14 protein-coding genes are annotated in these 11,350 nt (G+C 44.1%); 6 read left to right on the top strand and 8 right to left on the bottom strand.

Annotation, left to right across the window (positions count from 1 at the left end):
- Positions 1-135: 135 nt before the first annotated feature.
- Both IT291_08345 and thiC read right to left on the bottom strand, forming a co-directional pair.
- Entirely contained in the window at positions 136-1,005 is an 870-nt protein-coding gene (locus IT291_08345; GenBank protein MCC6221232.1) for a UbiA family prenyltransferase, read from the bottom strand.
- A gap of 31 nt (positions 1,006-1,036) precedes the next feature.
- Positions 1,037-2,839 (bottom strand): phosphomethylpyrimidine synthase ThiC, encoded by a 1,803-nt coding sequence (gene thiC / locus IT291_08340; GenBank protein MCC6221231.1) that lies wholly within the window; start codon positions 2,837-2,839, stop codon positions 1,037-1,039.
- A 423-nt stretch (positions 2,840-3,262) separates the two neighbouring features.
- Here thiC and IT291_08335 point away from each other — a divergent pair, with 423 nt between their 5' ends.
- A complete protein-coding gene (locus IT291_08335; protein MCC6221230.1) occupies positions 3,263-3,622 on the top strand; it encodes an integration host factor subunit alpha in 360 nt (119 codons plus the stop codon).
- A 5-nt stretch (positions 3,623-3,627) separates the two neighbouring features.
- Positions 3,628-4,251, top strand: a complete 624-nt coding sequence (locus tag IT291_08330) for a TetR/AcrR family transcriptional regulator (GenBank protein ID MCC6221229.1) — start codon at positions 3,628-3,630, stop codon at positions 4,249-4,251.
- 27 nt (positions 4,252-4,278) lie between these two features.
- On the opposite strand, the gene IT291_08325 is transcribed toward IT291_08330, so the two are convergent.
- From IT291_08325 to IT291_08310, 4 genes are all read right to left on the bottom strand, one after another.
- Entirely contained in the window at positions 4,279-4,755 is a 477-nt protein-coding gene (locus IT291_08325; GenBank protein ID MCC6221228.1) for an SUF system NifU family Fe-S cluster assembly protein, read from the bottom strand.
- A 1-nt stretch (position 4,756) separates the two neighbouring features.
- Positions 4,757-5,134 carry an SCP2 sterol-binding domain-containing protein gene (locus IT291_08320; GenBank protein MCC6221227.1) on the bottom strand — a complete coding sequence of 126 codons (378 nt, stop codon included), beginning with the start codon at positions 5,132-5,134 and terminating at the stop codon, positions 4,757-4,759.
- Positions 5,135-5,139: 5 nt separating this feature from the next.
- Positions 5,140-6,174, bottom strand: coding sequence for a hypothetical protein (locus tag IT291_08315; protein MCC6221226.1), 1,035 nt, complete (start codon positions 6,172-6,174; stop codon positions 5,140-5,142).
- Positions 6,175-6,387: 213 nt separating this feature from the next.
- Positions 6,388-7,227, bottom strand: coding sequence for an ABC transporter substrate-binding protein (locus IT291_08310; GenBank protein MCC6221225.1), 840 nt, complete (start codon positions 7,225-7,227; stop codon positions 6,388-6,390).
- 73 nt (positions 7,228-7,300) lie between these two features.
- Between IT291_08310 and IT291_08305 the strand changes: the two genes are divergently transcribed.
- The 3 genes from IT291_08305 (at position 7,301) to IT291_08295 (ending at position 9,615) form a co-directional block, all read left to right on the top strand.
- Complete coding sequence (locus tag IT291_08305; GenBank protein ID MCC6221224.1) at positions 7,301-7,705, top strand: hypothetical protein; 405 nt, start codon at positions 7,301-7,303, stop codon at positions 7,703-7,705.
- A gap of 16 nt (positions 7,706-7,721) precedes the next feature.
- A complete protein-coding gene (gene trmB / locus IT291_08300) occupies positions 7,722-8,360 on the top strand; it encodes a tRNA (guanosine(46)-N7)-methyltransferase TrmB (protein ID MCC6221223.1) in 639 nt (212 codons plus the stop codon).
- Between the two features lie 373 nt (positions 8,361-8,733).
- Positions 8,734-9,615 (top strand): FAD-dependent thymidylate synthase, encoded by an 882-nt coding sequence (locus IT291_08295; protein ID MCC6221222.1) that lies wholly within the window; start codon positions 8,734-8,736, stop codon positions 9,613-9,615.
- Here IT291_08295 and IT291_08290 read toward each other — a convergent pair.
- Positions 9,590-10,351, bottom strand: a complete 762-nt coding sequence (locus tag IT291_08290; protein MCC6221221.1) for a TIGR00730 family Rossman fold protein — start codon at positions 10,349-10,351, stop codon at positions 9,590-9,592. The genes IT291_08295 and IT291_08290 overlap by 26 nt on opposite strands.
- Before the next feature lie 178 nt (positions 10,352-10,529).
- Here IT291_08290 and IT291_08285 point away from each other — a divergent pair, with 178 nt between their 5' ends.
- Entirely contained in the window at positions 10,530-10,925 is a 396-nt protein-coding gene (locus IT291_08285) for an acyl-CoA thioesterase (protein ID MCC6221220.1), read from the top strand.
- Positions 10,926-10,995: 70 nt separating this feature from the next.
- Here IT291_08285 and IT291_08280 read toward each other — a convergent pair whose 3' ends face one another.
- Positions 10,996-11,289 (bottom strand): hypothetical protein, encoded by a 294-nt coding sequence (locus tag IT291_08280; protein MCC6221219.1) that lies wholly within the window; start codon positions 11,287-11,289, stop codon positions 10,996-10,998.
- Positions 11,290-11,350 lie beyond the last annotated feature (61 nt).

Here is an 11,350-nt window from a genome sequence, read left to right as displayed (position 1 = left end):
GTTGTCTGGTTTATTGGCAAGAGTAAGCTCGTCAGTCAACGTCACCTAAGCTTGATGTGTGCCCTTTTTCGATTAATTTTGAGCGCATATTTGCCCATAAGTGTCTATAACGTTGGTTACTTTTTAATAGTTTTGTTAGCTAGCTAATAAAACTATTAAAAAGTAACCAATGCTAACCATGCCATTAAAAGTAAAGAAGGCGCGATTAATTTTGCTTAGGTCGTGGCTACTTACTAAAAAATGTTGGCCGAGGAGAAAGGCGATGAGGGGAGATAAGCCGTAGTAGTAGGCGTTTGCAAGTTGCATGTTAAATCCCACTAATATTAGCCCTATAGAAGCGACCAGGTGGAGAAGTGTTGAGATTAATAAAGACTTTTTTATTCCGTATCTTGCCGGCACAGAGTGCAGTAAGAGTTTGCGATCGACGTCTATATCCTGACATGAATACAGTATATCAAAGCCAGCTACCCATGATGTAACAGTTGCCATTAGCAATAACGGGGTAACAGATATTTCGGGGCGAAGTGTCCACCAGGCACCCCCAGGTGCAAGTGCTAGAGCAATGCCAAGCACTAGGTGCGAATAGTGCGTAAATCGCTTAGTAAAGCTATAGCCAAATAGAATGAGCAATAAGAACGGCGCGAGCTTTAAACAGTGGGGCCCCAACAAGGCAGCGCATAGCAGGAATAAGGCAGATGTGAGTAACACAAAAATGGAAACAGAGGTTTTTGTAAGTGAGCCAGTCGGCAGATTGCGATTCTCAGTGCGAGGATTTAATGCATCGAATTTGTAATCAGCTAGCCTGTTAAAAGCCATCGCGGCCATGCGCGCAAAAATTATAGACAGTATCACGAGGATTGAGGTCATGGGCGTAATTGGGATAGGCGTAGACTCTCCGCTACCACGCGAGGCAAGAACAAATGCTGCTAATGCAAACGGCAAAGCAAATATCGAATGCGAAAAAACAACTAGTTCAGAATATTTGCGTATTAAGGTGAGCGGCATATTCTATAACGAGTAGCTGTTAACAATTTAGTCAGTCAGATCTATTCTCGATCGGACAAGTCGAGTCCGTAGTTAGGCCAAGTTTTTTTACATCGTGTGAAATTCTCATGGAGCAAAACTTAGGTCCACACATGGAACAAAAACGAGCGGATTTCGCGTTTTCCGACGGAAGCGTTTCATCGTGAAAACTGCGCGCCTTTTCTGAATCTAACGCTAAGTTAAACTGATCTTCCCAGCGAAAATTAAATCGAGCGCGGCTCATTAGGTTGTCGCGTAACTGCGCTGCCGGATGCCCCTTGGCAAGGTCAGCGGCATGTGCTGCAATTTTATGGGCAATTACCCCTGCGCGCACGTCTTCTTTGTTCGGAAGGCCCAAATGCTCTTTGGGTGTGACATAGCAAAGCATGGCGCAACCATACCAGCCAATCATCGCCGCGCCTATGCTAGAAGTAATATGATCGTAACCCGGCGCTATATCCGTTACTAATGGGCCAAGCGTATAAAATGGCGCTTCTCCACAAAGCTCTAGCTGCCTGTCCATGTTTTCTTTTATTAACTGCATCGGAACGTGCCCAGGTCCTTCGATCATGACTTGGACATCGTGGCCCCAGGCAATCTTTGTTAGCTCGCCCAATGTCTTTAACTCTGCAAATTGCGCAGCATCATTAGCATCGACGATGCTGCCGGGACGCAAGCCATCTCCCAAGGAGAAAGCCACATCGTAAGCCTTCATGATTTCACAGATCTCCTCAAAATGTTCGAAGAGAAAATTTTCTCGATTGTGAGCTAAGCACCATTTCGCGAGAATAGCTCCTCCTCGAGAGACTATGCCTGTTGTTCGCTTAGCCGCTAGCGGCACATAATCTTTTAGAACGCCGGCGTGGATGGTGAAATAATCGACTCCCTGTTCAGCCTGTTCAATTAAAGTATCGCGAAATACTTCCCACGACAGTTCTTCCGCCACGCCAGCAACCTTTTGTAGCGCCTGGTAAATAGGAACCGTTCCCAGCGGCACTGGTGAGTTGCGGATAATCCATTCCCTGGTCTCGTTTATATCTGCTCCAGTAGAAAGATCCATTATCGTATCTGCGCCGCATTTAAATGCCCATATGGCCTTTTCCACCTCTTCTCGGATATCAGAAGAAACAACTGAGTTCCCGATATTCGCGTTGATTTTTACCAAGAAGTTCCGTCCGATTATCATTGGCTCGTTTTCAGGATGATTAATATTGCACGGAATTATGGCTCTTCCGCGAGCAACTTCGTCGCGGACGAATTCAGGAGTAATGAGTCTAGGAATGGCAGCTCCGAAGCTTTGCCCACGGTGTGAATCTAGCGCGCTGCAAAAGGATTCCTTCATTTGTTCGAGGCATTGATTCTCGCGTATTGCAACGTATTCCATTTCAGGCGTGATTATTCCGCGCCTCGCATAGTGCATTTGCGTAACGTTGCAAGCAGCTTTAGCGCGACGAGGCGTCCTGTAAGCTGAAGGCCTCTTTATGCCGCAGTGGCTGTTTAAAGAACTGTCCGGCGCTAATGAGCCACTGGAGCTCGATACTTCAGTGTCTTCTCTGCCAAGTATCCATGGCAAGCGCAATGGCTCGATGCCCTTCGAAAGATCCGTAATAGAGCTGTAACCTGCACTAAAAGGTCCGCTAGTGTCGTATGTAACAAAACCTGTTTTTGAATTAGTCGCTATGTCTTCTTCGCAAGTGTCAATGCTTATTTCTCGCATCGCCACCTTAATATCGTGGACTCGCCCCGGAACAAAAATCCTTCGCGAAGCTCCAAAGGAAAAGCTTGTTTGATTATTACTTCTGATCGTTTCAGTCACGGCAAATAACGCTTAAGATTAATGCATTTAAAAAATTGACTAGGTGCAGAATCTATAGCACATGTAAAAAGCATTTTTACATGTGCTATAAACAGCAAGCGCGAAGGCACTTGCCAGAAAACAAGAAATACAGTTTGCGGAAAGTAAAATATTTAACTTGCTTTCTGCAAACGATATACAGGTCTGCTTAAAAAAACTCAAATCTCTTAGAGTTATCTTTCATCTCAATTTTGTTGCGAAAGCTAACTTGTTTAACAAAGACATTTCTATTGTGTGCCGATTCGACAGAATTGGCAATTATTCAGTCATTATAGGTGGTTATTTGCATAAACTCGTTGTCTTCCGCAAAAAACTAAGTTATATACAGTAAAAAAACTGCTTTATATTTTTTAACAAGCCTATTAAATCACTCAGGAAGGTCTTATGAGCGACTCCAGTAGATGTTTAACTAAAGCCGATTTAGTTGATGAGATTTATGTCACTTTATCTTTTGATAAGCAAAAAGCTACTGCCTTGGTGGAAGATTATATTGAGCTCATAAAGGACGGCTTGTTGCAGGACGAGAAGGTAATGATTTCTGGTTTCGGCGTTTTTGAAGTGAAGAGCAAGAAGGCTAGGCCAGGGCGCAATCCGCAAACAGGAGATCGTATAGTTTTGTCGCCGCGCAATGTCGTTAAGTTTAAGCCGAGTCAGATATTGCGAAAAAAACTCAATGAAGGCGTAGATGTTGGTTCCGACGACTGCGAAGAGGATGACTGCCACTGTCCAGGTGGGGGTGATTAGCGATAATGCCTTCGTCGCACCAAGGACCGGTGGAGGACATGCCTCAGGGTCCTCGTGAGCGAGTGCTCAATGCGGCTCTTAAACTATTTGTCGAACAAGGTTATTTTAATACCAACATTCCCGATATAAGCCGCGAGTCAAAATGCTCCATCGGTTCAATCTATCATCATTTCTTAAATAAAGAGGAGATTGCCAGTGAGCTCTATAAACTGGGGATTCGGCATTTTCGCGCCGCATTAAACGACTCAGTAGATCAAAATGCAAATTTAGAGACGCAAGTGAGATCCATTGTGTTAGCTTTTTTGCAGTTTGCCGAAACCCATCTTCTTTGGTCTCATTATTTGTGGCTAGCTAGGCATGACGAATTTCTTAATACTGGAGTCGCTCGTCCGACTTCTATTGGTTTTGACCACCTGGGACGGACAATTACTAAGGCCATTAAGAATGGTATTCGCAAAGGCGAAATTGCGAAAATAAATGCCGAAGTTTTTTGGTCGATTCTTTTCGGCATACCACTTAGTTTTATGCGCGACTGGCTAGATGGATACACTAAAAACTCTCCCACTGAAGTTGCGCCGATCATTGCCGATGCATGTTGGGCTGCACTTAAGGGCGTACCCAATTCTTAAGTAGCCCAGGCCGGTCGTTGGTAGGTGCTAGCAGCAGTTGACGCTTATTTTAAGCGTGTCGGCTTGAGTAGGAGATGCAGCCTCAGCTTTTTGAATGATTTGGCGCAACGCCTCAAAGGCTAGCAAAGCGCAGCGCATGCGCACGGGGTAATCCTTAACCCCTTCTAGGGCTACTAGATCGCCGAGGCGTTTTTTGTCCTCTTCGCCGCCGCTTCCATTTAAGGCGCTCTGGAAATCATCGATTAGCTGTTTTAAACGCACAATATCGGCTCCCTTTAATAGATCCGTCATCATAGAAGCCGAAGCCTGACTAATCATGCATCCGCGCCCACTAAATTTTGCCTCAGAAACACGACCGTTAGAAAAGTCTACCCAGAGATGCAATTCGTCGCCGCAAACGGGATTGTTGACAAAAACATTTGGCACGTCATTGCCTAAGCTCCCCCTATTATGCGAGTGCTGAGAATGGTCTAGTATTAGTTCCTGATAAAGATCGTCAAACACGTTAAACCCTTGATTTTTCTACTAGTTCCGCAATGAGTGGACCAAGTCTCAAGGCAGAGCTCAAATGGCTTGCCGCAAGCTTTAATTGCCCATGCAAGAAAGCAACCTGTGGCGATAACTTTCCTTGTGCGATGGATAAAAAGCAATCTTCAGAGGTGGATAATTCGCATCGATTTCTTGCTTGGCCGATCTCGTCATTTGAAGCCCTGCTGTGGAGCGCCATATTATCGAGATCGATGGCGGCTCCCTTTATCTCCCAAGTTTTAGGTGCGCTTCCTTCAAGTGTTACAAAACAAGAGCAACCCATGCCAGACACGATTCCGGCCTCAAGTAAGTGATTCCACTTTCTAAATATATCATCCGCCGATAGCTGCTTCATTACAGCTAATTGATTAACACCTTAGTATGGACTAAATCAATATCCTGTAGAAGTTTTACGCTATTTTCAATCTCCTTAATGGTTTCGAGATTGATTTCCTTTACCTGCTGTAGAACCATTGTCCTCTCGATTAGCAACTCCGAAGAATCCTCTCGACCAGCCATCTTATACGCACATGCCAAAGTTTCCATGCACTTGGTATTTTGCCAAAATGTTAGTCTACATGCAATTTCAGCCATTTGGACAGCCCATGTAGGTTCGCTTAGGTTCGGTGGAGAGAGATAGCTGCGAGCTATTAGTAATGGCGCTCTAGGATCTCTCGGAGCTTCGTACATGACTCGCACAGCTAGTTTTCGTGCTTGTACTACTCGCGCACATTGGAGTAATAGCTCCGCCTTTAGGAGCGAAGCTTCGATTGGCGCATTCTCTGCTGCAAGGACTCTCGAAAGCAAATGTTGAGCGTAAGCCAGGTTGCCTCGAGCAAGTTCAACAGTGCAAATTGCAGTATCGACAGGAGTCGTTTGTGGATCGTCTATCGGAAGTCGCGATTTTAATCGCGCCAGCATTGCGCGTATGTAATCAAAGGAATCTTCGATATCGCCGGCTTCCGCCATCGCGTGGGCTAGGCGCGTAATGACCTGAACATCATCTGGAAAGAATTTAAGACATGATTCAAGAACGCGGATAGCTGAGTTCGGTTGGCTCGTTAGCAGCTCAATCTTAGCGAGTAACAGATAGGCCAGTTTTAATTTCGTATCGCCGCAAACTAACTCCTGTAACTCTTCCTTTGCCTCCATCCATTTGCCAAGCCTATATAGACAATATGCATAATCGAGCCTCGCACAACTAGCGGCACGATGGCGACTATGCGCTCTAAGTCCCTTAAGGTAATGCCTGGAGGCTAGTTCATAATCTCCCTCGCGAAAATAATGGGCTCCCGCGAGCCAGGACAACACCGGAAGAGAATGCCAGTGTTTAACCCATGCTAGCCATGATTTTGGGCTAAATGCGATTGATAAATAAGAAATCTTTTTAGACACTTTGATATTTAATACAACTTTTTTAATCCATTAGGTGGCTTTAGCAGGAGAGCAAACTTCCCGACAAATCCTTTAGTATTGTTATGGAATGGATGCATTAGTCTGTTAAGCAAAAGGACTTAAAAAAAATAATAATAGCTATTAAAAAAAGTCCATGTTCTTTTTAGAAAAACTCCATAAACGACAGATACATATAGCCACCACTAGATACGCTTATGGGGCGTATTCGATTATCGATTCGGGCAATAGCCCAGTGAGTTTGGCAATTAACAGAGAAATAGCCCTTTTGCAGTCTTCGGTAAGCTCCAAGGAGTCGCGATTGGCGTACATATCTAAATACTGGCAGATTTGCTTGTGATCACTAACGTCCGCGTTTCTCTGTAAATTGATACCAACTAAATCCCGCAAAACATCCTGCTTATGTTCTAGCGCATATTTAATAGACGCTCTCAAAACGAATGAGACTTTACTTATAAGTTCTGGGCCCAAATCCTTTCTAATTGCGTTTACGCCTAGTGGTAGTGGCAAACCTGTTTTTTCGCACCACCATTTCCCCAAATCGACTATTAAATTTAAGTTTCGACGTCCATAAGAAATCTGTCCCTCGTGAATAAGCAATAGTGCATCGATTTCTTGCCGTTCTAGCGCAGAAAATCCCACATTAAATGGCTCAATGGAATACTCCACTGTTTTTACGTCTGGAGCTAATTCTCGAAGTACGGCGGCGGCAGTTGTAGTATCTCCAGGAATACCTACGCGCATGTCGTTAATGCTTTCAATGGGGAAAAGAAGTTTAGAAACTAATACTGGCCCATAGCCACGTCCGATGCTAGCTCCATGAGGAAGTATTAGATAATTCTCTCGAACCATAGGGTAAGCAGCTAGGGAAATTGCTACCACATCATGAGAGCAATTAGCAGCTAGGCGATTTAATATTCTAGTGTCGTGCTGAGAGAATTGAAAATTGAGCCCTTTTAGGTCAATTTTTTGCCTGGCAATCGCCCAAAATAAAAAAAAGTCATCCGTGTCCGGACTATGTGCTATCGTGATCACTTTACTTGCAAATTGTTGATATTTATCGCATAATTTCTCTGAATATTTTCTTACATTTGCTATAAGTGGCTTCATGTTTAAAACAAATAGAGAATTTTGCAAATCGTTGCTGTTGGTTGTTATTGTTGGCACCGCAGTGCGTTTTATAGTCGCCTGTGCGCCGGCGCTTCCAGTGCAGGATCCAGAGACTGTTGTGGTGCAAGCGTCTGCTGAGATAGATGAGTCACTGCGCCGGTCTCAAATGCTTGTCGACGAGTCGTCGTCCCAACTAGAATTAAGTCGCAAAATATTAGCAGAGGCAAGAGCACTTATAGAGGAGGCGAGAAGTCGAGAAAAGCGTTGCATTGAGGCGCTTAACAAAGTTCCAAAACGTCGGCCGATTGTGTGTAGGCCAGTGGAAAAGCCAGTAGAGAAAAAGCCCGAAGAGAAAAAGGATGAAGGGACAGGGGTTTTATACTCGCCATCCGATGCGCCCTAATTTGTTTTGATGCCGCGTGAATCCTTATCGCGATAAATCATATAGCTTCCCAGGAAGGATTATTAATTCGGATGAATGTGTGGAGAACCACTCACTGATTCGTTCGATCTGCGACTGCTCGAATGAGATTTACTGTGAGATAGGTTCTGGCTCGGGTGAGCATTTGCTCGAGCTAGGTCGGAGAAACCCAAAGGCGGCTTTCTTTGGTTTTGAACTACGATTTAAAAGGGCTGTGAGAACTATCGAAAAGGCTAAGCGTGATTCTGTCGAAAATGTCTACGTTCTAAGAATGGATGCTCGCAAATTAGATGAAATTTTTTCCAATATTAAACTCTCGGCAGTTTATGTAAATTTTCCAGACCCATGGCCAAAGACTAAGCAAAGAAGACATAGAATATTAAATACAGCTTTCATGCACACTTGCTTAGATAGGCTTAAGACGGGCGGCTTTTTATCAGTAAAGACAGATCATGAAGAGTATTTCAAATCGTTCCTCGATTTGGCGAAATCATTTCATAATTTCAGCATATTAGAGGAAACTTTTGACATTTACGGAAGCGAGTTTATTGCTAATAACATCAGTACTGAATTTGAGAAGCTATTCGTGCACCAGGAAAAACCGATTTATTATGCGAAGTTAGTAGTGGTCAGTTGAGCATTCCAGGATGCTTGGGCATTTTAGCCAGCGCGATGAGAGTTCCATATTTTTCGCCGCTTTGCCTTCTATAGAGCGCAGAGTTGCCAGGCAAGCTAATAGCAGAATAACTAGCAAAATTGCTTCGAATACTAAGGTGGTAGAGCCTCGTTCAGCTTTTAATGTTTTTTTTAGCCGAGAATTCATAATGTTGTTTCGACTTGCGCATTTGTTGCTATATTTGTCGGCAGATCTTATGAATATCTTGATGGATTATAGAACAGCACAACGGGCAAGCTATATTTATTATACCGTTTCCAAAAAGTAAGTTAAATATTTTACTTTTTGGAAACGGTATACTAGGCGAAAAATGACTACGTGGAGTTAGAGACCTATGGAGATTACGTTTCCACCTGATGCGATTAGAGTTTTGGATAAGGGCTTTGTGCGCTTAGTGGACTGTATGGGTGATGATTCATCCATAGTGCAGGCAGCGCGGGTTTCCTATCAGACTGGCACGAAGACACTAGAAGCCGACGAAGGGTTGATTCGCTATCTCATGCGCCACAGGCATACGACGCCATTTGAGATGGTCGAGTTTAAGTTTCATTGTCGCATGCCTATTTTTGTAGCGAGACAGTGGATTCGGCATCGCACGGCAAGCGTAAACGAGATGAGTGGACGGTATAGTGAGATGCCAGAAATGTTTTATGAACCGAGCCCCGAGCTATGCACTACTCAGTCGGCGCAAAATAAGCAGGGTGGCAGCGGAACGCAAATAGAGAATTCTGCTGACGTGGCGTTAACATTTGGCGAGATGCAAGCTGAAATATATCAGCATTACAAAGGTTACCTTGCAATGGGTATGCGGCGAGAGCTTGCCCGAGTCAATTTGCCGCTTGCCATGTATACGGAGTGGTATTGGAAGATAGATTTGCATAATCTCTTGCACTTTTTGGATCTTCGGTTGGGCAGTCATGCCCAGTACGAGATAAGGGAGTTTGCACTCGCAATGGCCGAAATAGTGAGCGAGCGCGTTCCAATTACCTGGAGGGCTTTTAATGACTACCGCTTGTGTAGTATGTCTTTTTCCGGCATCGAACTTAGACTTCTCGGAGCGTTGTTAAATGGGGAGGAGTTATCGGATGAGCTGCTAGAGGATGCCATCCCCAATAAGCGAGAAAGGGCAGAATTTATTAAGAAGATTGAGGAGATTCGCTGTTGTGAAGAATGCGATAGTAGTAGAGTCTCTAATGCTTGCGCGAACGCCATTTAAAGCCAAATTTTCGAACCATGCAATGGCTGATGCATTCGATTGCCTCGTCGACGGAATCTGTAAATAAGAGAATGGAGTCATCTTTTGGCGATATGGTTCCGTTCTTTAGCAAGGAGTCCACTATGAAATTGCGAAGAGGTTGCCAGAATTCCGTTCCCATCAATATGACCGGAAAATCCTTTATCTTCTGGGTTTGAATTAGGTTGGCGGTTTCAAATACCTCGTCAAGAGTTCCAAATCCGCCTGGCATTACGACAAAGGCATAAGAATATTTTATTAGCATTAACTTGCGAACAAAAAAATAACGAAAGGCAATCCATTCGTCTAGGTACAGATTGGGTTTTTGTTCGTGTGGTAAGACGATATTGCATCCAATAGATTTGCCACCCATCTCCCTAGCGCCTCGATTAGCAGCCTCCATTATGCCTGGCCCACCGCCAGTCATTACTGTAAGCCCGAGATTTGCCAAACGATTGCCCATGTTGCGCGCTAACTGATAGTACTGACTATCCTCGTTAAACCTGGCAGAACCAAAAACCGTGACGCAAGGCCCAACAGAGCGCAGTTTAATAAATCCCCTCAAGCACTCGAGAGCAATTCGTCCAACTTGGAAGAAATCGTGAGTTGCATGCCTCGGCCCTTCTAGGAAGCGTTCCTCGTCGCGAAGCGGCGTTTGTTTGCCCCAGGGGCGGTCACGTGCATTGGAATCGCGAGTTTGTGATCTATCTTCCATCATAAGACTTAGTGTTTATCATTTAAGAGAAGATATTGTATATTCCTCTGGTGTCCTCTATACCCTTTCCAAAAAGTAAGTTAAATATTTTACTTTTTGGAAAGGGTATTTGTTGTTTATGCCATTTACAAAAAGTATTCTTCTAAATGGTATAAATGGCAATGCTTAAAGATTAGGGGCTATGAAAATTAGCAAAATAACAACTCGCGTTAGATATCAAGAAACTGACCAGATGGGCATTGTCTATTATGCCAATTTTCTCGTCTACTTTGAGATGGGACGAACGGAATATTTGCGAGAGCAAGGGTTGCCGTATTTTGAGATAGAAAAAGCCGAAGTTTATTTTCCAGTGGTCGAAGTAAGCTGTACGTATCGCGCTCCAGCTTATTACGACGATGTCTTAGTAATTCATACTTCGGTATCTGAGGTGCGCGGTGTGACGATAGAGTTTTGTTACAAGGTATTTAGGGAAAGCGACGAAAAACTAATTGTGGAAGGCAATACCAAGCTAGCCTGTGTCAACTCGCAGAAAAGACCTATATCCATACCAGAGAGAATAAGAAACGTTCTTCAATAGGTTGGTAGGTGAATTTATACCATTTACAAAAAGGATTTTTGTAAATGGTATAAAAACACACTACGGTTCCTTAGGGAATCAAATTAAAGCCAGTGGGTGCGTTGGGTGCTGTGGTATCGGAGCCGCTTGGCGGAGGTGGAAGTTTGCGTATTCCGCCCCAAGTACTAACGTATACATAGCTATTATGCGGATTGACAGCTATGGCGTTTATGCCGGTTTGATAAAGGTTATTATTTATGGTTTGCCAAGCGTCCCCGCCATTAGTAGAGCGAAAAATCGTCTTATCGTCGTGGCCCAGAATTCCCAAACATCCGGCATAGATTACGTTTTCATTGTTTGGATCCGTAACTAGTGCGTGTAACATAAAGGACCCCCAACGATCTCTTTTTAAACCTTGGGCATCACCCTTAAACTCAGGTGCCGCC

The sequence above is a fragment of the Deltaproteobacteria bacterium genome (assembly GCA_020845775.1).
In the GTDB taxonomy this organism is placed as follows: domain Bacteria; phylum Bdellovibrionota_C; class UBA2361; order SZUA-149; family JADLFC01; genus JADLFC01.
The sequence above is the reverse complement of the archived record's forward strand: the minus strand, read 5'-3'. Positions and strand labels throughout refer to the sequence as shown.